This is a genomic window from Nostoc sp. (genome assembly GCF_036917315.1).
Lineage (GTDB): Bacteria > Cyanobacteriota > Cyanobacteriia > Cyanobacteriales > Nostocaceae > Nostoc.
Window position 1 is genome coordinate 230,193 of record NZ_JBALDR010000012.1, and the last position, 24,473, is coordinate 254,665.

Below are 24,473 nucleotides of genomic sequence, written 5' to 3' on the forward strand. Positions count from 1 at the left end.
CGGATTCCTATTGCTTATTCTCCATTACTATTTCCCGCATTCCCCAAAAAATCAAATTTTGTTCCACAATTAAACGTGCTGCAATTTCAGGATATAAAGCTTGCAAATAGTTAATTAATAAAGTGCGATCGCCTCCTTTAATGGCAATTTTTCCATCAGCAAATAAATCCCACCATGCTTCAATAAAATTTTTAATTCCAGCTAATACTGTGTAAATTACTCCACTTTTAATTGCTTCTGTAGTATTGAGAGCAAAACGTGGTGGTAGAGACGAAAATTTTTGCATTTCCACTAATGGTAATTGTCCTGTTTGTTGACCGAGAGTTGCAAATTGCAAACCTAATCCCGGCAAAATTGCACCTCCAACTAAAGACTCATTCGCATCCGCAGCTGTAAAAGTTAGCGCTGTCCCAGCATCAATTACCAACATCGGAAAACCCCAAGTTTTCGCCGCACCCCACAAAGCTAAAGCGCGGTCAATTCCTAGTGTGGGATACACGCCTTTTAGTGGTATTTGGTTTAAGGTAATAACGCGAGTATTTGGGTAAGTTTGCCAAATAGCAGTTTGGCTGGGAACTACCGAGGCGAGGAGAAGAGGGCACGGAGGCAGAGAGACAAAAGCGCAAAGGGGTGGAGTATTTGTGAGAAAATTACTTTGTTGATGGGGTGGAGAAATTGCTAGCAATAAATCATCTAGGGTTTGACATTCAGCTAGATGTTGTATGACAGACTGAGGAAAATAGTCGGTATCCCAAGCTGAGTAAAGTGTCTCGCCAATAAACAATGCCCAATGCAGCCGCGAATTCCCAATTTCCAAGGCTAGCCAAATTTCCTCTCTGTGCCTCTGTGGGTTCACACTTTTAACTTTTTTAAGTCAAGTATAGGTTTTTTAATAAAAATTAACATTAAAGCCGTGTAACAATAAAAGGAGAGGAAGAAATACTCATTGTGTCAAGGAGGGAGTTATGGTAGCGCTCACCGAGAAAACTGAAAAACGGCTCACCATACAGACTGTAGAGATTGCTCAAGAGACGACGGCTATTCGCTCTTTGGATTGGGATCGCGATCGCTTCGATATTGAGTTTGGTCTGCAAAACGGTACTACTTATAACTCGTTTCTCATTCGTGGAGAGCAGACTGCCTTAGTTGATACCTCCCACGAAAAGTTTCGTCAACTATACTTTGATACGCTCACCGGACTAATCAACCCAACAGAGATTGATTATTTAATTATCAGCCACACTGAGCCAGATCATAGCGGTTTAGTTAAAGATTTGCTGCAAATGGCTCCAGAAATAACCGTTGTCGGTTCTAAAGTGGCGATTCAGTTTCTTGAAGATTTAGTACATCAGCCATTTAAGCGGCGGATTGTGAAAAATGGCGATCGCTTAGATTTGGGCAATGGGCATGAATTTGAATTTGTGATTGCTCCAAATTTACATTGGCCGGATACCATTTTCAGCTTTGACCATAAAACCAAAGTTCTCTACACCTGCGATGCCTTTGGGTTGCACTATTGCTCAGATAGCACCTTTGATGAAAACTTAGCAGCGATCGAAGAAGACTTTCATTACTACTACGATTGCTTAATGGGGCCGAATGCCCGGTCAGTTCTGTCTGCCCTGAAGCGCATGGCGGAACTGAAAACTATCGACACGATCGCCACAGGGCACGGCCCATTATTATCTCACAATGTAGAAGAACTAGTTGGACGTTACCGCACTTGGAGCCAAAGCCAAACCAAGGCAGAAACAACAATTGGCATATTTTACGTTTCTGAATACGGATATAGCGATCGCCTCGCCCAAGCAATTGCCAACGGTATCGGTAAAACTGGTGTTGCCGTGGAAATTGTCGATTTGGGATCTGAAGTCGATTTACAAGAACTACGGGAACTAGTTAGCCGCTGTGCTGGACTAATCGTTGGTCTACCTCCGGCTTCTGGTGCTGCTAGTATCCAAGCTGCACTCAGCACAGTTTTAGGATCTGCCAAAGAAAAGCAAGCTATTGGCGTGTTTGAAAGTGGCGGTGGCGATGATGAGCCGATAGATCCTTTGGTGAGTAAATTCCGCAATTTGGGTTTGACAACAGTTTTTCCAGCGATTCGGATTAAACAAACGCCTACGGAAAATACTTACAAGTTGTGTGAAGAAGCGGGTACAGACTTAGCTCAATGGGTAACACGCGATCGCACTATCAAAGCCATGAAATCCCTTGGTGCTGACTTAGATAAAGCATTAGGTAGAATTAGCGGCGGATTATATATTATTACTGCCAAAAAAGGCGATGTATCCAGTGCCATGTTAGCCTCTTGGGTTGCTCAAGCTAGCTTCAAACCCTTGGGATTCTCCATTGCAGTCGCCAAAGATCGGGCAATTGAATCACTCATGCAAGTAGGCGATCGCTTTGTCCTCAACGTTTTAGAAGAAGGCAATTTCCAACCATTAATGAAACACTTTTTGAAGCGGTTCGCCCCTGGTGCCGATCGTTTTGAAGGTGTGAGAACTCAGCCAGCCGAAAATGGTGCGCCCATCCTCAACGATGCGCTTGCCTACATGGAGTGCGAAGTAATCAGTAGAATGGATTGCGGCGACCATTGGGCAGTATACAGCACAGTCTACGCCGGACGGGTTTCTAAGCCAGAAAGTTTGACTGCTGTGCATCATCGTAAAGTCGGCAACCACTACTAAAAAGTTAGGAGTTAGGAGTTAGAAGTTAAAAATTAGGAGTTGTAGGGACGAGTTTAACAAAACATATCGTCTGCACAACGGAAGTTACAAGATTTAGATTAACGACTTTCTTCAACTCATAACTCATAACTCATAACTCATAACTCTTGTTTTAGCCATGTCAAAAAATAAACCCCGCGACGTTCAAGTTTTCCCCATTGCTACAGATACAAGAATACTGCGATCGCGTAGTTGGTCAAGGCTCAGATTTGAAATTGAATATGCTCTTGCTAAGGGTACAACTGCTAATTCTTATTTAATCGAAAGTGAGAAAACTGCCATTATCGATCCTCCAGGGGAAACGTTTACGCAAATTTATTTAGAAGCTTTACAGCAACGTTTTCATCTCGAAGATTTAGATTATGTAATTTTGGGACACGTAAATCCTAACCGCGCTGCAACTTTAAAAGCTTTGTTAGAAATTGCTCCCCAAATCACCTTTGTGTGTTCTAATCCAGGAGCGATAAATTTACGTGCGGCGCTGGAAAATCCAAATTTGCAAATTCTCGTCATGCGGGGCGAAGAAACTCTAGATTTGGGTAATGGGCATAATTTACAATTTATTCCCACTCCCAATCCCCGCTATGCAGATCAACTTTGTACCTACGATCCACAAACAGAAATTCTGTACACAGATAAGTTATTTGGGGCGCACGTTTGTGGAGATCAGGTATTTGATGAAGGTTGGGAAGTATATAACGAGGATCGGCGCTATTATTTTGATTGCCTCATGGCTCCCCACGCCCGTCAAGTTGAAACAGCGCTGGATAAACTTGCTGATTTTCCCGTGCGAATGTATGCCAATGGACACGGCCCTTTGGTACGCTATGGCTTAATCGACCTGACCAAAGCTTATCGAGAATGGAGTCAGCAGCAAACTTCTGCTGATTTGACAGTGGCGTTAATTTATGCCTCAGCTTATGGAAATACAGCCACATTAGCCCAAGCGATCGCTCGTGGGATCACAAAAGCTGGCGTTGCCGTAGAATCGATTAACTGCGAGTTTACTGAACCAGAAGAAATCCGGGCGGCTGTGGAAAAAGCCGGTGGTTTCATCATCGGTTCTCCTACCCTCGGCGGTCATGCACCAACACCTGTGCAAACAGCTTTAGGAATTGTGCTATCCACCGCTACTAACAATAAACTCGCTGGTGCTTTTGGTTCCTTTGGCTGGAGTGGAGAAGCGGTTGATTTAATTGAGAGTAAATTGAAAGATGCTGGCTATCGGTTTGGTTTTGATACAATCCGCGTAAAATTCAAACCCGACGATGCCACCTTACAATTATGTGAAGAAGCTGGAACCGACTTTGCCCAAGCACTGAAGAAAGCCAGAAAAGTGCGATCGCCAAGTCAACCTGCAACAAATGTAGAACAAGCAGTTGGTCGGATTGTCGGTTCTCTTTGCGTTCTCACAGCAAAAGAAGGCGATCGTTCCAGTGCCATGTTAGCTTCTTGGGTGTCTCAAGCCAGCTTTAAGCCACCTGGTTTAACCATCGCCGTTGCCAAAGACCGCGCAGTAGAAACACTGACTCATACAGGAAACAAATTTGTCCTCAACATCCTTAAAGAAGGGAATCACTTGGGATTGATGAAGCATTTCCTTAAACCTTTTGGCCCAGGACAAGACCGATTTGCTGATGTCGCATCCCAAGAAACTGAAAGCGGTTCTCCCATACTTACCGATGCCCTAGCATATCTCGAATGTTCCGTACAAAATCGGATGGAATCTGGCGACCACTGGCTGGTTTATGCAACTGTCGAGAGCGGCAAATTGCTAGATACTGATGGCGTTACAGCCGTGCATCATCGCAAGTCGGCAACTCATTATTAATTAGCGTTTTGGATTTTGGATGAATTATTTAAAATCTAAAATCCAAAACAGTAATTTTAATCTCGCAAAATTACTGTTTGTAATAAATAAGAGATTGTTTTATTTTTTGCATCTTTTTGATAACTTTGGAATTGCCATTAGCCACGACTATAATCTCCCAATTTGGCTGAATTTGGAGTTTATTTTTTAAAATTGTTGTTAGCTCTAAATCAGCATCACTAGACTCTAGTCGAAGGAAGCTTGAGTGGCGAACAATCCCCAAAATGAAAAAAGGTATATTCGAGAAGTGATTGATGACTTTTTGCACTAAGAAAGCTTTTTTAACTTGGGGACATTGGGATATCAAAGTGCGAATTTTGCGTGTTTCAGTTTTTTCTAATCCGTGCTGACAGAAAGTGTCTTGATGACTCACAATAGAACGTTCCTTCTTAGCTTTGCTCAATTGCTCATTAAAAGCATCTAGCCTATCCCGATAATAGTTAGATTTTTCTACTTCACCGCGTTGCCAAAACAATTCATACAGAATTTGTAGACAACGATTTGTCAAACTAACATCTTGGCTTAAAGCCGTTTCTAAGTGCTGTACTCCATCCAAATTATCTTGTTTGAGCAAAATTTGTCCTAGTAAGTAATGTACGCTCACATTATCCGAATCCATGATGAGTAAATGATGTAGCCTTTGCATAGCTAATTCTTCTTTGTTTACTTCTAAACTCAAATTAGCTAACTTCCAGATATCTTCTAAACTTAAATTATCCTGAGTTTCCTTTTCTTCCAAGATTTTTATTTCTTGCAGAACTTCTTGTACAACCGCATAGCGTTGTCTCCAGGAACTCTCCACTTGCTGTTTCCAAACCTTATCTAAATCAAGGGTAAACTCTTGTAATGCCTGTTTACCCAATAGCACTTCTGCGGCATTTTCTTTAAGCACAAAACAGTGTGAAAGAAGTTCCTGAGAAACTGAAGTAAAACCTAGTATTTTCAAACGTTCATTCAGGCAAGGATGGGTATCTATATTATTGGTTTTGCGAGCTAAAGCTTGTTTAAGAAATTTATAGCTTTCCTGTAAGTTATTGGGTTGGAATAAAACTGTTAGTAGTTTGGTGTATGCATCAGCAGGTGGTTGTGATTTATGTTCTACCTGCTGGTATAGATTAGGCCAAAAAGTATGCAATGCAAATCCACCTGTTAACTGCATTTTAATAAGTGACACAGCACAAGTTTCAGATCCTGCTAACTTAAGAGCGCACTTGTCAGCATCATACTCATTAATTCGAGCAAGTACAAACGAATAAGCATTAAAAAACGGAATGTACCATTTAACAAAAGGTGTAATGAAGATAGAGGGATGTCCTTCATTGATTTGCTGCATGTGTTTAACGGTATCTGCTAAAGTTTGTCGCAACAGATAAATCCATCTATCAAATTGAGAATGATTTCCTGACAAATGCGCTAATTCATGAATCAAAACAGCCTTTAATTCATCACACGATAGAGATGCCACTAGAGGAAGCCCCAAAATAAGATAATTATCATACCAACCAAATATCCCTAGTCTAGGAGCTTGTATAACAGAAGCATTAAATTCCGCCGTCAGTAAAACTTTCTTTAGGGAAGTAACTTTGACTTTGACTTGTAATTCATCAATCAAGCTAAATAGTTTTGGAAACTGGGAGCGACTTAGACATTTTCCATAAATTGGCGAACTATTTCTCAAGAGAGCTGGTAAAGTTCCTATAGCAAACTGAACTCCAGGAAAACTAATAATAATTACATAAAACCATGCCCAAATATTGAAAGGCTGCTTGAGTATCACCAATCCAAGTACTAAAATTGCTGGTGATAGTAAAAAGACGAGCATAAACAGTAGATATCCATAACCCAGAAGGGCGAACAGAGCTACTTGTAATCTATATAAATTGGGATGCTTTCGGGCAAATTTCTCTGTACGCTCAATCAAACTATCGAACTGAGCTGTATTCCAAAGCATTTTAGACGACTCCCTGTTAAACAAATCTCTTTGTTTAGAATTCCCTAAATCGCATACGATCCGGTCATGGAGTTCGAGTGGGATAAATCAAAAGCAGCCGCAAATTTGCAGAAGCACGGTGTCAGCTTTGAAGAAGCCAAAACTGCCTTTCAGTAATTCTCGGCAGTCATCTTTGATGATGAAGCGCACTCTATAGATGAGCAGCGAGAAATCATTATTGGTCACTCTCAACAAAATCTCTTGCTGTTGATTTACTTCACTGAGCGTTCCAATGCTATCCGTATCATCAGCGCCCGTCTAGCTACTCGAAAGGAACGTGAAGATTATGAACGAAACGCCTTTTGAAAAATTGCAAAATTCTGACGATGAGCTTCAGGCTGAGTATCGCTTCGATTATCAGAAGGCAAAGCCTAATCGCTTTGCTTCCCGTAGTGGAACGCAACAATTAACAGTTGTGGTCTTAGACGGACGAAGATGTAGCTCAGGTTTTCACCACACCAGAATCGGTCAACAAAGTATTAAGGGCGTTGATTGAGTCAATGCCACAAGCAGCAAAGGGCGAGACAGCTTAACACTCCGTTGCATCGGAAGCTGTCTTATTCTGATAACTCATCGCTCTCTGTTAGAAATTATTACCATGACTTTGCGTGAACTTGAAAATCAAGCACTGAGATTATCTGCCGAGGATTGTTGGCAGTTAATTAATACCCAAATATCTCTATATGGCAGTGGATAGCAGATTTAACATCAGCGAGTGCTTCTTCATAGCTGTCACCTTCGCCAACTACAACCCCCTTGATACCCAAGGGATATGCTACGTAACCGTCATTATGTTTTTCAACAATAATTTTAATTGCTCTCATTGTCATATAAAAGAACCGCTGAAAAGTTCAGGAGGAATGTAGGACTTACACACAATAAATCCTCCAACCCATTAAAAAGTTGGCTTTTAGGGTTGTGACTATTTGCTAAAGCTGTAAATTTGCTGCGTCTCCAAGCGATCGCTAATTGATGAAGGCAATGTACCATCCGCGAATGTCTGCCGATCTAGTTGGACTTGTAAATTACTCAAAGGATCGCAACCAGAAGAAATCAGAAATTCTAGTTTTTGGATGTATGGCAAAGTAGCGAGGTTGTCCAAAATTTGGAAGATTGCCTGTATGTAAGGATGGCCACTTTGCTGATACCAATCACAGCTAGCAACTTTTGCCTGATCGAAACCTAAGTGTACTGTTAAAGATGGCTCGTCAAATATAGCGAGCGCTAACGGACGCGCTTCTTCCTGTAACAATAGATCGTTACTTTTCGCTAAATGCCGCAGTTTCTCCAAGCGTTCATAACGTTCCGTCACAGCTTCCGGGTCATCTTGCCAATGGATTGCTACTGTCACTAGATAAGTCTGTAACAGCATGTGACCCAGCTTTTTCGCCTTTGTCGCTAGATAATAGGAATTGTACTCGGTTGCCTCTATCAACAATGGCACGCGATCGACTACTTCCAACCCATAACCCTTGACTCCAGCAATTTTGCGGGGATTATTGGTAATCAAGCGAATCTTTTTAATGCCCAAATCCATGAGCATTTGTGCCCCCATCCCGTAGTCCCGCAAGTCAGCAGGAAATCCCAAACGCTCATTTGCCTCTACTGTATCTAATCCCATATCCTGCAATGAGTACGCTTTCAGCTTATTAATCAAGCCGATTCCCCGCCCTTCTTGGCGCAGGTATACAACTACACCTTGACCAGCAGCCTCAATCATTTTCAGTGCGGCTTGCAACTGCATCCGACAATCGCAGCGCAAAGAACCCAAAGCATCACCAGTTAAGCATTCTGAGTGCATCCGCACCATCACAGGCTCATCTTTGAAGTTAGCTGGATCGCCCTTGACAATTGCAACGTGTTCTGTATTATCCAGAGTATGGCGATAGGCGTAAATTTCAAACTGACCGAATTGACTAGGCAGCTTGGTAATTACCTCACGATACACTAGGCGATCGTGCTTTAGGCGATAGCTGATTAAATCCGCAATACTAATTATTTTTAAATTGTGACGTTTCGCGTATTCAACTAACTGCTGCAACCGTGCCATTGAACCATCGGAGTTTTGAATCTCACAAATTACCCCCGCCGGGTATAGCCCTGCTAATCTAGCTAAGTCCACAGCAGCTTCCGTATGTCCTGCGCGTTTGAGTACGCCTCCAGCCTTAGCCCGAATCGGAAAAATATGACCAGGACGACGTAAATCGGTAGGTTTTGTGGCTGGGTTGAGAGTAACCTGGATAGTTCGGGCGCGGTCTTCTGCTGAAATGCCTGTGGTGACACCTAATTCTGGCCCGGCATCAATACTGACAGTAAAGGCAGTTTGGTTAGTATCTGTAATATTACTTACCATCAAGGGTAAGTCTAGCTCGTCTAGGCGATCGCCTGTCATTGCCAAACAAATTAGTCCTCTTGCTTCCACCGCCATAAAATTGATCGTGTCGGGTGTGGCAAATTGGGCAGCACAAATTAAGTCGCCTTCATTTTCTCTATTTTCATCATCTACCACTACAATGACGCGACCAGCTTTTAGGTCTGCTAAAGCGGCATCAATCGAATCAAATTTAAAAGCTTGGGTAGGATTAGGCTGTGACACAGAAGATTTCCAGCTATAAACGTAAATTTTTTTAACAATTTCTTCTTTTAGATTGTAGCTCCTTTATAAGGCAGAGAAGTAGACTAGCAATGATTTGATAACGGGGCAAAAATTTTTGCCATAAAAAGTGGAGCGACAGTACAAAAATGAAGGGGATGAGGAAGAATAATAATCGTTTGTTTGCTCGCCCATCTTCCCAGAACAAAGTAGAGGGGTTTAAGACGTTTTGTGCGCTGTGCGTCTGGTCGCTGATATTGTTGATAGCTGAGAACGAATTAACCATTCATGGGATAAGGATTTCAGATCATGGGCAAATTTAGACGCGTACCGGTTGGGATTGTTGGCGCGTCGGGCTATGGTGGAGTGCAGTTAGTACGACTACTGATGGATCACCCAGAAGTCGAAATGGTTTATTTAGGCGGTGAGAGTAGTATCGGGAAATCCTTTGGGGATCTCTACCCACACTTGGCTCATGCAACTAACCTGCTAATAGAAGCGGTAGAACCAGAAATAATTGCTCACCGCTGTGAAGTAGTTTTCCTGTCTTTACCAAATGGTCTGGCTTGCCAAATCGCACCTAAACTTTTGGAAAAAGGATGTAAAGTACTAGATTTGAGTGCAGACTATCGATTCAGTGATTTGACAACTTATACAAATTGGTATGGTACAGAGAGAAGCGATCGCACAATTGCAGCTACAGCAGTTTATGGATTACCAGAACTTTATCGCGATCGCATTGCCGAAGCTCAACTCATTGGCTGTCCTGGTTCCTATCCTACTGCCAGTCTCCTTGCACTTTCGCCACTTTTAAAGCAAGGCTTAATCGTACCAGAAACAGCTATTATCGATGCCAAGTCTGGTACATCTAGCAGTGGACGACAGCCTCAAACCAACTTATTACTAGCTGAAGCAGACAACTCGATAGCCGCTTTCAACGTCGGTCGTCACCGTCATACCCCAGAAATTGAGCAAATTTGCAGTGACTTAGCTGGTCACGAACTCATGATTCAATTTACACCGCACCTGATTCCAATGGTACGCGGTATTTTGGCAACGGTATATGCCAAAATGAGCGACCCCGGTTTAGTGCGAGATGACTTAATCACAATTTTCTCAGCCTTCTACCGCAACTCTCCTTGGGTAAGAGTCTGCGGTAGCGGCGTTTACCCCCAAACCAAATGGGCTAACGGCAGCAATCTTTGTTATATCGGTGTAGAAGTTGACCCACGGACAGGTCGCGTAATTGTCATGTCAGCAATTGACAATCTAATTAAAGGACAGGCGGGCCAAGCGATTCAGTGTCTAAACCTGATGATGGGCTGGGATGAAACCTTGGGGTTGCCCAAGTTGGGGTTTTATCCGTAAATCAGTTAGGAGTTAAAAGTGATGAATTATGAATTAAAAACTCCTAACTCTTAACTCCTAACTTCTAACTCTACTTCGGCCCTAACCCTACAGCACCAGCATAAACGGCGCGATCGCCTAGTTGATCTTCAATTCGCAGCAAGCGATTATATTTTGCTACGCGTTCGCTGCGACACAGAGAACCTGTTTTGATTTGACCGGCACGAGTTGCTACAGCTAAATCAGCGATCGTTGTGTCTTCTGTTTCACCAGAACGATGGCTAATTACTGAACGGATACTATTGCGAGTTGCCAAATCAATTGTTTCCAAGGTTTCAGTAAGCGAACCAATTTGATTGAGTTTAATCAAAATGGCATTAGCGGCTTTTTCCTGGATGCCTCTTTGCAAGCGAGTAGCGTTAGTCACAAACAAATCATCCCCTACCAACTGCACCCGCGAACCTAACTTCTGGGTTAGCAATTGCCAACTTTGCCAATCTTCTTCGTGCAAGCCATCCTCAATTGATACAATGGGATATTGATCGACTAGTTGTCCTAAATAATCAATAAATTCAGCCGGGGCGTGAGGTTTACCATCGTAAACATACTGGCCATTTTTGTAAAATTCGCTAGCTGCCACATCTAACGCCAAAGCGACTTGTTCCCCTGGTTTGTAACCAGCTTTCTGAATGGCAGCAACCAGCAATTCCAAAGCGACCTGATTAGATTCTAGGTTAGGAGCAAAGCCGCCTTCATCACCTACACCAGTAAGCAAACCCTTTTCATCTAACACTTGACTGAGGGTAGCAAACACCTCTGCGCCCCAGCGCAATGCTTCCCGGAAGGAAGTTGCGCCAATTGGGACAATCATAAACTCTTGAAAATCGACGTTATTTGAGGCGTGTGCGCCACCGTTAATCACGTTCATCAACGGCACTGGGAGCAAATTCGCTAAAGGACCACCCAAATAGCGATATAGAGGAATTTCTAGAGACTCAGCACCGGCTTTGGCTGCTGCTAAGGAAACCCCCAAAATTGCATTCGCCCCCAAATTGGATTTGTTAGCAGAACCATCTATGCCAATCATTGTCCGGTCTAGCAGTTCTTGGTTGAGGGCATCCAAGCCTAGTAATTTTGGTGCAAGTGCTTCTCTGACGTTTTGTACTGCCTTGAGTACGCCTTTGCCCCCATAACGGCTTTTATCGCCATCACGCAGTTCGTGAGCTTCAAAAGTGCCAGTAGAAGCACCACTGGGAACTTGCGCCAGTCCGACAACACCGTTAGCTAAATGCACTTCGGCTTCAATTGTCGGTCTACCGCGTGAATCAAGAATTTCACGGGCTGCGATCGCCTCAATGGCAGTATCTAGAAATTTACTCATCTGTACTTTATCCTTTATTCGAGTGTGTTACGCATCCAGTCCAGTTGCCTAACCCAATCGCTAGCATAGGCGGTTAAGAGACTTTCTCGGCTGAGATTAAAGAAGATTTCCATTATAGGGATAGGAAGCAATGCCCAGAATGGGTAATTGTTTATCCTGCCCTTTCGGCTTTTAATTCTTTCTGTGACAGCATTTTTACCTTAAGACTTTGAGCTAGGTAAAATGTTTGCAGAGAATAACACTAAATCAATTACAGAGAAAAGGTCAATATGCGATTACTACACACAATGCTGCGGGTGGGCAACCTTGAAGAATCCTTAAAGTTCTACTGTGAAATTCTCGGAATGAAACTGCTGCGCCAAAAAGATTATCCAGGCGGAGAATTTACCCTGGCTTTTGTTGGCTATGGCGACGAAAGCGATAACTCGGTAATCGAACTAACCTACAACTGGGGTGTGGAAAAGTACGAATTAGGTAATGCTTACGGTCACATTGCTCTTGGCGTTGATGATATTTACGCTACGTGTGAAGAAATTCGCAATCAGGGCGGTAAAGTTGTGCGCGAACCAGGGGCGATGAAACATGGTTCGACAGTAATTGCTTTTGTAGAAGATCCAGATGGGTATAAAATTGAACTGATTCAACTGGGAACTCAAAGTTCGGCAGTCAAACAAGAATCACAAGAGCAACTTGTAAGTCAGTAATTTTATCAGGGATTTCCAAAAAATCAATTATCTAGTAGGGTGAAATGTCGCTTATTTAAGCTGGATTCAGATCCTCAACTTCTTTAAGAGTTCGAGGATCTGGGGAGTAACTTTTGCTTAAGAGCGATCGGAAAATCCACACTGATGTCTTGAAAAGTTGAGCTAGAGGGAGATTGATTCTTCTGACATACTGGCATCTCGTGCCAATCAAGCCAGACACGCCAGACTTCCCCTTTTTAGCCGGGTTAAAGGATCATTTTCTGGGTAGATCCGATTAATATTACCCCATACTCTCGTTAATGAGCAACACTAATAACGCTCGGTCCAACAATACCATTGGGGAAAGTCTGCTCATAACAGTGTTTTCGTTTTAAATTAGGAAATAGGTAATGGATTAAACTATCATCAATTGCCAATCCTAAATCGCCACCGGAGATACACGCGGATATACGCTAAGAATGTTTGGATAATTAGGGACTGGGGACTAGGGACTAGGAATTAGTGACTAGGGAAAAGTTTTTCCAATGCCCAATCCCCAATCCCCACTCCCAATCCCCACTCCCAATCCCTAAACTAAAAATCCAAATTCCAAAATTTTAAAGATGCAACCTACAGATCCCAATAAATTTACTGATAAAGCCTGGGAAGCAATTGTTAAATCTCAGGATATAGTCCGTGCTTATCAACAACAGCAACTAGATGTTGAACATTTAATTATTGCCCTGTTAGAAGAACCCACTAGTCTAGCAATACGTATCCTAGCTCGATCTGAGGTCGATCCAATCCGCTTACAACAGCAGCTAGAAGCCTTTACCCAACGCCAGCCCAAAGTTGGTAAAAGCGATCAGCTTTACCTTAGCCGCAATTTAGATATTTTACTAGACCGAGCCGAGGAAGCTAGAACTAGGATGAAAGACTCCTACATTTCCGTAGAACACATACTTTTGGCCTTTGCTGAAGACGATCGCATTGGACGAAAGATTCTCAAAGGCTTTAGCGCGGATGCACCTAAACTCGAAGCTACTATCAAAACGGTTCGCGGTAGCCAAAAAGTGACAGATCAAACCCCAGAATCCCGCTATGAAGCCTTACAAAAATTTGGCAGAGATTTGACAGAACAGGCAAAAGCTGGAAAACTCGATCCGGTAATTGGGCGGGATGACGAAATTCGGCGGGTAATTCAAGTATTGTCTCGTCGTAGCAAAAATAACCCCGTACTCATTGGTGAACCTGGGGTAGGTAAAACTGCGATCGCAGAAGCATTAGCACAACGGATGGTAAACGGTGATGTTCCTGAATCTCTGAAAAACCGCAAGTTGATCTCGTTAGATATCGGCAGTTTAATTGCTGGAGCAAAATTACGAGGTGAATTTGAAGAACGCCTAAAAGCGGTTCTCAAGGAAGTTACTGAATCTAACGGTGACATTGTTCTGTTTATTGACGAACTGCACACCGTAGTCGGTGCAGGCTCTACTCAACAAGGGGCAATGGATGCGGGAAATCTGCTTAAACCAATGCTGGCGCGGGGAGAATTGCGTTGTATTGGCGCAACTACCCTCGACGAGTTCCGCAAACACATTGAGAAAGACGCTGCTTTAGAACGTCGTTTTCAGCAAGTATTTGTCGATCAGCCAAGTGTGGAAAATACTATTTCCATTCTGCGGGGATTGAAAGAACGCTACGAAGTGCATCACAACGTCAAAATTTCTGATTCGGCTTTGGTAGCAGCAGCCACTTTATCAGCACGTTATATTAGCGATCGCTTTTTACCAGATAAAGCTATTGACTTAGTAGATGAAGCAGCAGCACAGTTGAAAATGGAGATTACCTCCAAACCAGCCGAATTGGAAACCATCGATCGCCGCCTCATGCAGTTAGAAATGGAAAAGCTGTCATTAGCTGGCGAAGAAAAGGGTACTCCCCAAACGAAAGAACGTTTAGAGCGCATTGAACAAGAAATTGCCAATTTAACGGTAAAGCAGCAAATATTTAATGAGCAATGGCAAGGTGAAAAGCAGATATTGGAGGCTATAAGCGCCTTAAAGAAAGAAGAAGATGCGCTGCGAGTGCAAATTGAACAGGCAGAACGCGCCTACGATCTAAATAAAGCTGCCCAACTAAAGTATGGCAAATTGGAGGGAGTGCAGCACGAGCGCGAAGCCAAAGAAGCGAGTCTTTTAGAAATTCAAAACCAAGGTTCCACTTTACTGCGAGAACAAGTTACTGAATCCGACATTGCCGAAATCGTCGCTAAATGGACAGGAATTCCCGTCAACCGCCTGTTGGAATCGGAACGACAAAAATTACTGCAATTAGAAAGTCATTTGCATCAACGAGTCATTGGGCAAGAAGAGGCTGTAGAAGCAGTAGCAGCCGCAATTCGCCGCGCCCGTGCGGGGATGAAAGATCCCTCTCGTCCCATTGGTTCATTTCTGTTCATGGGCCCCACAGGCGTAGGTAAAACCGAACTCGCCCGTGCCTTAGCTCAGTTTCTCTTTGATTCTGATGATGCATTGGTGCGCTTGGATATGTCTGAGTATATGGAAAAACACTCAGTTTCTCGTCTTGTGGGAGCGCCTCCAGGATATGTCGGCTATGAAGAAGGCGGTCAACTTTCCGAGGCAATTCGCCGCCGTCCTTACTCAGTGGTGCTGTTGGATGAAGTGGAAAAAGCGCACCCCGATGTGTTCAATATTCTATTGCAGGTGTTGGATGATGGGAGAATTACTGATTCTCAGGGAAGAACGGTAGATTTTCGTAACAGCGTTATTGTGATGACCAGTAACATTGGTAGCGAACATATTTTGGATATATCTGGTGATGATTCCAAGTATGAGACGATGCGGGTTAGGGTAATGGAAGCATTGCGATCGCATTTCCGCCCCGAATTTCTCAACCGCGTCGATGATATTATTCTCTTCCATACCCTAAATCGCACAGAAATGCGGCAGATCATCCGCATTCAACTCAAACGAGTAGAAAATCTCCTCCGCGAGCAAAAAATCTTCTTTGAGATATCCCAATCAGCCTGCGATCACCTTGTTGAATCAGGCTATGACCCAGTTTATGGTGCGCGTCCACTCAAACGGGCAATTCAGCGAGAAGTAGAAAACCCCCTCGCCACCAAATTATTGGAAAATACTTTTATCTCTGGAGACACGATTATCATTGACAAAAATGAAAATGGTCTGTCTTTTAGCAAAAAAGTGCTTGTGAAGGTGACAGTACCACAGATTGCTACATAGCACCTAGCGTCTCCCTTTCACTCAAAGGGAGACGCTAGCGCCTGCCGTATGATACCCAAAGGGCTGTAGGGAAAGATCACACTGCCTTCACAAACAAAGTTTAAGAAGAATTGAGGGTTTGAACCCACCTCCGTGGGTAAACCCTGTGTAGTTGCGGTTTCTAACCGTCTTTTTTAATGTTAATTTGACTGTCTTGTATCTATGATGCGTAGTAATATAAAGTCCGGGTAATTAGTTATGATTTCCACAATCATTGTACCCCACCCCCAGCCCCTCCCCGCAGGCGGGGAGGGGAGACGAAGCGTAGCTTTGGCGGGGTGGGGTTCTTGGGGTTTAGTAAGTAATCAAGCGAACATTATATAACATCTGCTACAGGGTACGAAAAATTAGTACCCTGTGGCAGAGGCTTGCTTGCCTTTAAAGGTAGTAGTGGGATTTACGCCAAGTCGTACTAGTAAGTAATTAGTAATTAATCAAAACAATGTGAACAATAAGATTCCCGACTTCTTTAATCAAGAAGTCGGGAATCTAAGCTGCACATCTGATTATTTTGCACCTAACTGATATCTTTCTTTTAACAGATGGGTATTATAAGTCTACATCTGCTAATAACATCTTCATAAACTTGCCTTACAATAAAACACATTTACGCAAATCTACTGTGAGGTAATGCTCTTATTATTTACCAGACTCGAACTAAATAATTCTGAAAAAATCAGTGTTTCCCGGATAAAATGAACAATTCATAAATGATATAACTTTAATAAATTATCTTTTTTGATAACTACTTTATTTGGAAGTTATTCAAGTCAAATAAAGTAGTTAGATAAATATCATCTGAACTAATGCCTGTAAGAATACTTTATAGGCATGAGTGAAAACTTTGAATAAATAGAAAATTCGCTATAATCCACTTGACCAGGAAGCAGATATGTCTCGAAAACGTCACCTATTCAAGGTAATTCAAAAAAACTTCAGACAAATTAACAAGCAGCTTTTATCTGCAATTAACAAGCAGATTATTTTGCTTTTGCGAACTATCTCTGGTACTCAAAGAAGACGCGGTTCGGTTAATTCTGGCTTTGTATTGCCAACAGTGGCGATGGTAATTTTGGTAGTCGTACTGTTAACAACTGCAATTTTGTTTCGGTCTTTTGAGCGTTCCAAAAATGCTAGTAACGTCCGCGTGAATGAAGCAACAATGCAAGCTGCCACCCCTGCTTTAGACAGGGCTAAAGCCAAAATAAGTGCACTGTTTGCCGACCCAACTTTACCACGCTCTGTCCCATCAAATCTAACCCTATACAATACCTTAGTTAATAAACTTTCTATCTATACGTTTGGTGATGAAACTCCTATAACCCTGGCTTATAACCTTAATGGAAGTACTTCAACTCCGATGATTGAAGCAGCTAGTAGTATGGCTTTAGAAAATCAAGAAAACATACAAACAGCCTGGAAATTTCCTGCCGATACAGATAATAACGGTAAATTTGATAGCTTTATTCTCTATGGTCTTTACTTCCGCACTCCCCCCCAAACTGGTACACTCCGAAAGAGAAGCCCACTAGATGCTAGAACCCCTCCGATGTTACCAACTAAGGCAGGTGGAGCTTGTGACGTAGCTGGTGATACTAGCGCCAGCTTAGTAGGTAGTTCGGGTTGGTATAAGCTACCAACTGGCGAATTGAAAAAAAGCTTTTTCGTATATGCAGTCACAGTTCCCATTAGTGATATTGCTCAAGCTACTTCTCTTGATACAACCAAATATGAGAAGTATCGAGGTAATAAGGGCTTCTCGGCATTAGAAATGCAACAAGATCGTAGTCAAGTTTCTATTACTAATAATGCCGTTGTTTATGAAGATGATTTAGATATTACACCTGGGCCTAGATTCCGTCTCAATGGACGCATCTTTACCAATAGTAATTTATTTACTGCTAAAAGCGATCAAAATATAACCCTATTTCAGGTCAGTAGTAGGTATTCATGTTACTACGAACGAGAAAATGGCAAAATAGTTGTTGGCGGTAATGTTGCAAATAGTAGCCCAATTAGTGCAACTGATACAGGTGGAACACGCGTAGATTTATTTGTAGAAAATGGTCTACCTGATACAAGTAAAACGTTGGGAACTTCTGCTACAAATACTAATAAAACTACCTCAAATAACTCAAATGACATTGCCTATAACACTCAGGCTTATGCTCAACGTATAGACTTATTAGTGAAGGCACAACTTAACAATGATGCTACTACTGATCCTCAAGAAATCAGAACTAATATAACCAACCGGATTCTAAACGATCCAAGTTTAGATACGACTAAAGTACGTAAGGAAGAATTAGAAAACTGGTTCCGTAAGCGTACTAGGCGTGTACCATTTAAAGAAGTTCTTTATGGTAATTCTGCTATTGAAAAATCTGCTGGTGTCGATTACACCACAGCAGATGCAGCAACTTTTATGAAAGGTTCTGTTAATACGCTACGTCCAATGGATGCCTGGATTTATCCAACAGATACTAATACAAAATTAACACTAAATACAGCGCAACTACCTACCAGAGATCCAGACGTTGTAGATAATACTCCCGTAATAGAAACACAGTTAGGCGATCGCATCGTAGTAGGCAACAACCTGCCTGAACTTATCTGGGATAGCACAAAAGGAGACTTTGTAGGAGAGAATGATCCCCAAACCATCAGCCCTGCTGTGAGGTGGACAAGTAGTACTACCAAAGATCGAACTCGTACCACTCGCGTCAGACAGTTATCAGATTTAGGGGTAACTGGACGTGATGGTTTTTGGGAAATTTCAGCCGCTTCACCCCGATCTAATCCCCTTGATGTGGTCGGTGGACTGAGGGTGATTACAGGTGCTGGAGTATATAGGCCTACAGGTTCCGGACTAACACTTACTCGTCCAACACCACCTGATGATCCAAGCACGCCAGTGTCGGTAGTCAACGAAAGTGCTGGCACAGTAGTCTGGCCTGATACTATGCCTATGCTTGTACCCGATCCGACCGATCCTCTGAATGCGAGTAAACAAAAACGTGGTGATTTGGTAATGCGTGCCACGGCAGTGTATCACTACAATTTTGATTCCTACGATCCTGAGGCAGCTACACCAGACGATTATCAAACACCGATGGCCTGTGTAAGCAGCTACTACGATCCCACAAACAATGAGACAGCAAGAAATACAGATACACTACCAGATGTGAGCGGTGACACAAGTGGTACTAGACCTGTCGGAGCTAGATCAAATAATGGGGTTGTTTACGCTGCTCCCGCTACTACATCTGCTGGCATAACTAGAGGACAGACAGTAAATAGCAATGGTTTTTTTGCAGCTGCGACTAGCGCTGATGATGTGACTAACACTGGTGTAACTTTGCTAGATCGCTTGAAATATCAAGCCAACTTGGTATTTCCCAATGGACGCCTTGTGAATCCTCTGCTACGGCAAGCACTAGCCAAAGCAACTACCAGCAAACTCACTCTCTCTGAGCAATCAGCAATTGACTCTGCCATCTGTGCGATAAACATTGCTGATGGCACTCTAGCTCAGAGTACTACTTACATTCCTCATGGTGCAATCACAGAAAGGGCATTTCTTGATGCCCGACAAATTAAAGCTACAGATAAAGGTGGTGCATTAACTGGAAACTACAATCTGGAAGTCGAACAGCGTCAGCCTCTAGAAATTCGTGCCACTACCATAGATTTAAGTAAGCTTCGTACACAAGCAATCGGCGCTGCATCTGATAACGAATATCTATTGCCCAATAGCGGCATTATCTATGCCTCTCGTGATGATGCTCAAAAAGATACCAGTAACTCAGCTAGTGAAAATGTCAGTGCTAGTGACTACAGGCTCGATCCAGAACGGCGACCCAACGCCATTATGTTGATTAATGGCAGTAACTTGAGTCGTCAGACTAATTACAGAGCAGAAGAAAAAGGCTTAATTTTAGCCACTGAGCTACCAGTGTATGTTAAAGGCGATTTTAATCTGCACACTAAACAAGAATTCAAAACCCCGGATCTTTTACCTGCTCCTAGCGCTACTAACTACGATACTAAATTTTACACTCGTGCTGCGGCAAACCGCGATCCTGACTTTGCTTGTCGGCCTAGTGACCCCAGACTACCCAATTGCACAACAGGCGAAACCTGGCGACCAGCATCAGTAATTGCTGATGCTGTCACCTTGCTTTCTAATAGCTTCCGCGAAGGTTTCCGTGATGAGGGTGATTACGACTTGCGAAATAACCAAGGAAGCGATCCTAACCTCGTACTCAGCCGACTAAAGGTAGGTTTCTGGAATAACAACTTCGTCACTTCATCTAAATTCTTGATTGACTCTGGTGGTGATGCCTACTATCAAGGTACTCCCACTTCTACCGACAATAACAGTTCTTACTTGACCAATTTCGTCACACCCATTCAACGCCGAGGAACTTTCCCAGAGTATGTAATGGAAATGTGCTTTAAAATACCAGTTTCGGAATGTGGAGTAACTGATTGGTATATTGGTTACGATGGCGATCGAACAATACAATCCCATAATCTTCCAACAAATGCAGAGCGTAGCAAACTCTTAGCTGGTACTACTGCCCAACTGGCACAGCCTGGTTTTGAAAGATTTGCCCGCCGGGTTGCCTACAAACGAAATATTTTGGGTCAAACAGTTAATGCTGCTGGTGTTTTTATACCTTTTAATACCGCTACTCCGGTTGTACTGGGCATAAAAACAGTGGGCGGAAATAAGGTAGTAGACCAATTTAGTAACGGCACCTTACCTGAAACAGCAAGTAATGCCCTATGGTTTGCAACTACAACAGATACTGATTACACTAAAGCACCAGGGTCAGGACTCGATAAAATAGAATATAACGCCACTAATCGTCTATTTTTCAGATACCACAAACCACCAGCTTCTAGTTTGAGGGATTTTCCTGGAACTACTACAGGATTGATTCTTACAGCCAGAGATGCGACATACCAGCCGTTATTAGAACCTGTATTGCAATTACAGGTAACAACCGCAGCACCTCAAGATCAAGGTTACGCCAGTTTAGCAGGATCATCTAGTCTCGTTAAAAACACTAGATGGTTGTCTCAGGCAAGTGCAACAAATTTTAATCTAGTAGTTGCGGGTGGCGATACTCCTGCTCGTGTGGGTTCAAGTAGCTACGAAATCAATGGGGGTTTGCATAACTTTGTGCGCTTCTTAGAAAACTGGAGTGGGATTGATGCCAATATCAACGGTTCATTCATCCAATTTAAACGCAGTATCTTTGCTAGCGCACCATTCCAAGCTTTTGTTAGACCAGGACCAACAACTGCTCCAGCAACCACTGCTGACCCTAATTTTACTGACGCTGCTAGCCTTGCTAAGAATAACAGTATCTTTTACAGAGTTCTGCATTCTGACAGACCTGGTTACACATCAGATAGTACTTCTATAGGTATTACTGGTGCTGGTGAAGCGCCTTATTATATGCCTCCTAACCGTAACTGGGGTTTTGATGTGGCTTTATTGGCGCAAAATCCTGACTTGTTTGCCCAGCGCTTTGTAACTCCAGCAGCAGATCCTCCGAATGAATACTTCAGAGAAGTAGGCCGGGATGACCTTTGGGTGAAAACTCTATTGTGTGCTGTCCAAGATGAGAATGCGAATGCAGGGAATGGGTTTGAGGATGCGCCCAGCGCCTACTTTGGCACCATCGTCTCTACCCCTGTTACTACCCCTCCGGCCCCTGACCGCAAGTTCAAATTTGCGCTACCTGCAACCGAACGTCCTACTAACTGCCAACTCCAGCCATCCTAAAGTGTCTGAATGAGAGTTTTCACAGCACTTTTTGGGTAAATAAATCGCGTTAACAGACCTAATCCTCTAGCCTCCTTCGCTGATAGGAAGGGGTAAAATTCAAAGCCTCTTCTCTTTGTAGGGGAGAGGTTTGAAGAGAGGTTACGAGTGTATTACACCCGATCGCAAATTACTTTAAAACATAGCCTTATTAAGAAATTGAGTATGAACCCACGCCAACTACAAGAATTTTCTGCCCAGTCTAACGAGTCAGGTTTTACAATCATTGAGTCGCTCGTGGCAATCCTCGTGGTTGCCATTTTGCTGGTAGCGATCGCACCTGTCCTAGTAATGTCAACAGCAACTCGTGTGCAAGCTAAACGGGTGGAATTGGCAACAGGAGCGGCTAAAGCCTTCATTGATGCTATTAAGTCTAAAACAATCTCAGATCCGACAATCAACGTTACACTGGCTGCTAGCACAAGTAGAAATGTATCTAGTTCAAGCAGTGATTATTTATTGAGTAGTACGTCAGCTCCTACTGCTAGGACTGGTTTGTATTGCTTTAACAAAAATGGCAGCCTTTCTAATCCCGACTGTACTAGCGATTTGTTTTACATTCAAGCTATTCGTGTTGCTGTCACAGGTAGCGACGCTGATAAAGGTCAAGGCTATCGTTTGGGAGTTCGGGTATATCGTTCAGATGCTGAATTTGGTTCTTTAACTGCGGGTAGCAGTGGAAAAACAGCAGCAACATTTACTGGGGGACTAGGCAATCGCAAAGCACCCCTAGTAGAAATGACAACTGAAATTGTCAGGGGTCAAAGCTCCTATAGCGCTTTGTGCGATCGCCTTGGTGGTTGTCAACCATAATTAACCCGGTAAACATAAATAATTTCATGACTCAGTATCGGTCATTAAGGAGAATCTGTAGCAAAATGAATATATTGAGGTGGCTGTTAAGTACTCAGCTAAAACCCTCTCACAAGCAAAATAAAAATAGTGGTTTTACCCTGATTGAATTATTGGTGGCTATGCTCATTGCATTTTTAGTAATTACGCCGTTACTAAGTTTTATGATCGGTATTTTAAACACTGATGGTCAGGAACAAGCCAAAGCGAACTCTGAGCAAGAAATTAAAGCTGCACTAGATTATATTACTCGCGATCTCCAACAAGCAATATATATATATGATGCTACTGGAATTGCTTGTCTAAGCGGTACTGTTGATACTAACACTTGCCCAAATGCAAGTACAAATCAACTACCTAGTCCAACAAATGGAGTTCCTGTGATTGTCTTTTGGAAACGAGAATTAGTTAATCAAGCAATTACAATTACAGGCACTCAAAAAGATGATACTTTTGTTTACTCATTAGTTGCCTACTATTTAATTAAAGACACTAGTACTACTTGGTCTAACGCTGCACGCATCGCCAGATGGGAAATTAAAGATGGCGTTCCAAATAGTGCTGCTACAGTAGGTGCTTGCGGCGTGGGATTTACCACTGAACAATATCTCCCATGTCCAGATAAAGGTTTTAAACCATTTGACTTGTCACAAAAGGGCATAACGTTACAAGCAAAAATGAATAGTTGGACAGGAGGGGGGAGTTACACTCAAGATCCCTTAGTTTTAGTTGATTTTATAGATCAAACAACAATAGCACAGGGAGCGCCAGCAGCAACATGCTCTACTAACTTTAGTCAAGTTCCAGTAGCAGCAACTATTGCCAGAACAGGATTCTATGCTTGTATAAATTCAGTTGGCACAGATAATAGAAGTGCTGCGGAAGTTTACTTAAGAGGTAATGCACAAGCTCGTCTCATACAAAATGATGAAACTAAAGTACGTTACGCGCAAAGCAAATCTAGTTATTTTCCGAGTGGAAACATTAAAGTTCAAGGAAGCAGCTTCATTTTTACCAAATAGCTTCTATCTTTGATAAAGATTAATAAAAACAGGATAGTATGCCGAATATTCTTAGTTTAAAACTATTAGATTCTTTACAGTTGCACATCCGAAAAACAAAGCTAAAGCAGCAATATTTAGCAAATAGACTCTCTATCAATGGCTACAATCAACAAGATGCTGGATTTAGTCTTATAGAGTTAATAGTAGTACTGCTGTTAGTAGGAATTTTAGCAGCGATCGCAGCTCCTGGTTGGGCTGCCTTTGTAAATCGGCAACGGATAAATAAAGTTAACGACGCCGTTTTCGCTGCATTGCAAGAAGCACAACGCGAAGCTAAAATCAAAAAACTTAGCTACAGTGTCAGTTTTCGGAAAAATAGCACAACCCAAGAGGTTGCTATTTATCGTACCGATATTGGAATCAGCACATGGAAACCTTTAGGAACGGATGTAGGCGTTAGCTCTGATAAATTTTTGTTAGGTACAAATCTAAATAGCACTACTGAAAACACTGCCGATTCTAATGTATCCTATTCTTTAAATGCATCAGCAAAAATTACTTTTGACTATATGGGAACTTTACCCAATACAAGCCTTGGAACATCTGGGTTACAAATAGTGGTAGCTGTACCAAGCTCTGCAAATCCTACATCACCTAGTAGCGTAAAGCGATGTGTCATTGTGAACACTCTCTTAGGCTCAATGCTGACAGCAAAAGATAATAAATGCAGTTAAGTAATTTAAATACCAAGATTGGTTTAAAAATACGTAATATTGCTGAACATAAAACTGCACATTGATAGCAAAATTGAAACATCATGTGCAGTTTTAATATTTGATAGATTCATTTAAGAGCCATTGATAAATTAGCCATTGCCTGA

At 42.5% G+C, this 24,473-nt stretch carries 17 protein-coding genes; 12 read left to right on the forward strand and 5 right to left on the reverse strand.

From position 1 onward, the window contains the following. Positions 1-7: 7 nt before the first annotated feature. The gene (locus tag V7K84_RS05955; RefSeq protein ID WP_334836897.1) at positions 8-856 is read right to left on the reverse strand and encodes a pantothenate kinase; all 849 of its coding nucleotides are present in this window, start codon (positions 854-856) and stop codon (positions 8-10) included. A gap of 109 nt (positions 857-965) precedes the next feature. On the opposite strand from V7K84_RS05955, the gene V7K84_RS05960 reads away from it, so the two are divergent. Then, on the forward strand, positions 966-2,690 hold the full coding sequence (locus V7K84_RS05960; RefSeq protein WP_334836898.1) for a diflavin flavoprotein: 1,725 nt from the start codon (positions 966-968) through the stop codon (positions 2,688-2,690). A 157-nt stretch (positions 2,691-2,847) separates the two neighbouring features. Then, complete coding sequence (locus V7K84_RS05965) at positions 2,848-4,560, forward strand: diflavin flavoprotein (RefSeq protein ID WP_334836899.1); 1,713 nt, start codon at positions 2,848-2,850, stop codon at positions 4,558-4,560. Between the two features lie 70 nt (positions 4,561-4,630). Here the strand turns inward: V7K84_RS05965 and V7K84_RS05970 are convergent, their stop codons facing one another. Then, positions 4,631-6,550: a M48 family metallopeptidase gene (locus tag V7K84_RS05970; protein ID WP_334836900.1), complete on the reverse strand. Its 1,920-nt coding sequence runs from the start codon at positions 6,548-6,550 to the stop codon at positions 4,631-4,633. Between the two features lie 66 nt (positions 6,551-6,616). Here V7K84_RS05970 and V7K84_RS05975 point away from each other — a divergent pair, with 66 nt between their 5' ends. The 3 genes from V7K84_RS05975 to V7K84_RS05985 are packed head-to-tail and all read left to right on the forward strand — an operon-like array spanning position 6,617 to position 7,085. Next, complete coding sequence (locus tag V7K84_RS05975) at positions 6,617-6,706, forward strand: BrnT family toxin (RefSeq protein ID WP_334836901.1); 90 nt, start codon at positions 6,617-6,619, stop codon at positions 6,704-6,706. Between the two features lie 12 nt (positions 6,707-6,718). Further along, on the forward strand, positions 6,719-6,895 hold the full coding sequence (locus V7K84_RS05980) for a BrnT family toxin (protein WP_334836969.1): 177 nt from the start codon (positions 6,719-6,721) through the stop codon (positions 6,893-6,895). After that, positions 6,876-7,085 (forward strand): hypothetical protein, encoded by a 210-nt coding sequence (locus V7K84_RS05985; RefSeq protein ID WP_334836902.1) that lies wholly within the window; start codon positions 6,876-6,878, stop codon positions 7,083-7,085. The genes V7K84_RS05980 and V7K84_RS05985 overlap by 20 nt, the downstream gene beginning before the upstream one ends. 166 nt (positions 7,086-7,251) lie before the next feature. Here V7K84_RS05985 and V7K84_RS05990 read toward each other — a convergent pair whose 3' ends face one another. Together V7K84_RS05990 and ribBA are read right to left on the reverse strand one after the other, a co-directional pair. Then, entirely contained in the window at positions 7,252-7,419 is a 168-nt protein-coding gene (locus tag V7K84_RS05990; RefSeq protein WP_334836903.1) for a type II toxin-antitoxin system HicB family antitoxin, read from the reverse strand. A 92-nt stretch (positions 7,420-7,511) separates the two neighbouring features. Beyond that, the gene (gene ribBA / locus V7K84_RS05995) at positions 7,512-9,185 is read right to left on the reverse strand and encodes a bifunctional 3,4-dihydroxy-2-butanone-4-phosphate synthase/GTP cyclohydrolase II (RefSeq protein ID WP_334836904.1); all 1,674 of its coding nucleotides are present in this window, start codon (positions 9,183-9,185) and stop codon (positions 7,512-7,514) included. A 306-nt stretch (positions 9,186-9,491) separates the two neighbouring features. On the opposite strand from ribBA, the gene argC reads away from it, so the two are divergent. Next, positions 9,492-10,550 carry an N-acetyl-gamma-glutamyl-phosphate reductase gene (gene argC / locus V7K84_RS06000; RefSeq protein ID WP_334836905.1) on the forward strand — a complete coding sequence of 353 codons (1,059 nt, stop codon included), beginning with the start codon at positions 9,492-9,494 and terminating at the stop codon, positions 10,548-10,550. Between the two features lie 70 nt (positions 10,551-10,620). Here argC and eno read toward each other — a convergent pair whose 3' ends face one another. Next, positions 10,621-11,910 (reverse strand): phosphopyruvate hydratase, encoded by a 1,290-nt coding sequence (eno, locus tag V7K84_RS06005; RefSeq protein WP_334836906.1) that lies wholly within the window; start codon positions 11,908-11,910, stop codon positions 10,621-10,623. A gap of 269 nt (positions 11,911-12,179) precedes the next feature. On the opposite strand from eno, the gene gloA reads away from it, so the two are divergent. The 6 genes from gloA to V7K84_RS06035 all read left to right on the forward strand — a co-directional run bounded on the left by gloA (position 12,180) and on the right by V7K84_RS06035 (position 24,327). After that, positions 12,180-12,614 (forward strand): lactoylglutathione lyase, encoded by a 435-nt coding sequence (gloA, locus tag V7K84_RS06010; protein WP_334836907.1) that lies wholly within the window; start codon positions 12,180-12,182, stop codon positions 12,612-12,614. A gap of 602 nt (positions 12,615-13,216) precedes the next feature. Continuing rightward, a complete protein-coding gene (clpB, locus tag V7K84_RS06015; RefSeq protein WP_334836908.1) occupies positions 13,217-15,859 on the forward strand; it encodes an ATP-dependent chaperone ClpB in 2,643 nt (880 codons plus the stop codon). 931 nt (positions 15,860-16,790) lie between these two features. Beyond that, entirely contained in the window at positions 16,791-21,698 is a 4,908-nt protein-coding gene (gene hpsA, locus V7K84_RS06020) for a hormogonium polysaccharide biosynthesis protein HpsA (protein ID WP_334836909.1), read from the forward strand. A gap of 204 nt (positions 21,699-21,902) precedes the next feature. Then, a complete protein-coding gene (gene hpsB / locus V7K84_RS06025) occupies positions 21,903-22,550 on the forward strand; it encodes a hormogonium polysaccharide secretion pseudopilin HpsB (RefSeq protein WP_334836910.1) in 648 nt (215 codons plus the stop codon). 65 nt (positions 22,551-22,615) lie between these two features. Continuing rightward, entirely contained in the window at positions 22,616-23,611 is a 996-nt protein-coding gene (hpsC, locus tag V7K84_RS06030) for a hormogonium polysaccharide secretion pseudopilin HpsC (RefSeq protein ID WP_334836911.1), read from the forward strand. A gap of 38 nt (positions 23,612-23,649) precedes the next feature. Next, entirely contained in the window at positions 23,650-24,327 is a 678-nt protein-coding gene (locus tag V7K84_RS06035) for a prepilin-type N-terminal cleavage/methylation domain-containing protein (protein WP_334836912.1), read from the forward strand. Positions 24,328-24,473 lie beyond the last annotated feature (146 nt).

Coding starts and splice junctions, on each gene's coding strand:
- V7K84_RS05975 (WP_334836901.1), top strand. CDS start 6,617: ATGGAGTTCGAGTGGGATAAATCAAAAGCAGCCGCAAATTTGCAGAAG.
- V7K84_RS06035 (WP_334836912.1), top strand. CDS start 23,650: ATGCCGAATATTCTTAGTTTAAAACTATTAGATTCTTTACAGTTGCAC.
- hpsA (WP_334836909.1), top strand. CDS start 16,791: ATGTCTCGAAAACGTCACCTATTCAAGGTAATTCAAAAAAACTTCAGA.
- V7K84_RS05990 (WP_334836903.1), bottom strand. CDS start 7,419: ATGACAATGAGAGCAATTAAAATTATTGTTGAAAAACATAATGACGGT.
- V7K84_RS05985 (WP_334836902.1), top strand. CDS start 6,876: ATGAACGAAACGCCTTTTGAAAAATTGCAAAATTCTGACGATGAGCTT.
- V7K84_RS05970 (WP_334836900.1), bottom strand. CDS start 6,550: ATGCTTTGGAATACAGCTCAGTTCGATAGTTTGATTGAGCGTACAGAG.
- eno (WP_334836906.1), bottom strand. CDS start 11,910: ATGAGTAAATTTCTAGATACTGCCATTGAGGCGATCGCAGCCCGTGAA.
- clpB (WP_334836908.1), top strand. CDS start 13,217: ATGCAACCTACAGATCCCAATAAATTTACTGATAAAGCCTGGGAAGCA.
- hpsC (WP_334836911.1), top strand. CDS start 22,616: ATGAATATATTGAGGTGGCTGTTAAGTACTCAGCTAAAACCCTCTCAC.
- hpsB (WP_334836910.1), top strand. CDS start 21,903: ATGAACCCACGCCAACTACAAGAATTTTCTGCCCAGTCTAACGAGTCA.
- V7K84_RS05960 (WP_334836898.1), top strand. CDS start 966: ATGGTAGCGCTCACCGAGAAAACTGAAAAACGGCTCACCATACAGACT.
- argC (WP_334836905.1), top strand. CDS start 9,492: ATGGGCAAATTTAGACGCGTACCGGTTGGGATTGTTGGCGCGTCGGGC.
- gloA (WP_334836907.1), top strand. CDS start 12,180: ATGCGATTACTACACACAATGCTGCGGGTGGGCAACCTTGAAGAATCC.
- V7K84_RS05965 (WP_334836899.1), top strand. CDS start 2,848: ATGTCAAAAAATAAACCCCGCGACGTTCAAGTTTTCCCCATTGCTACA.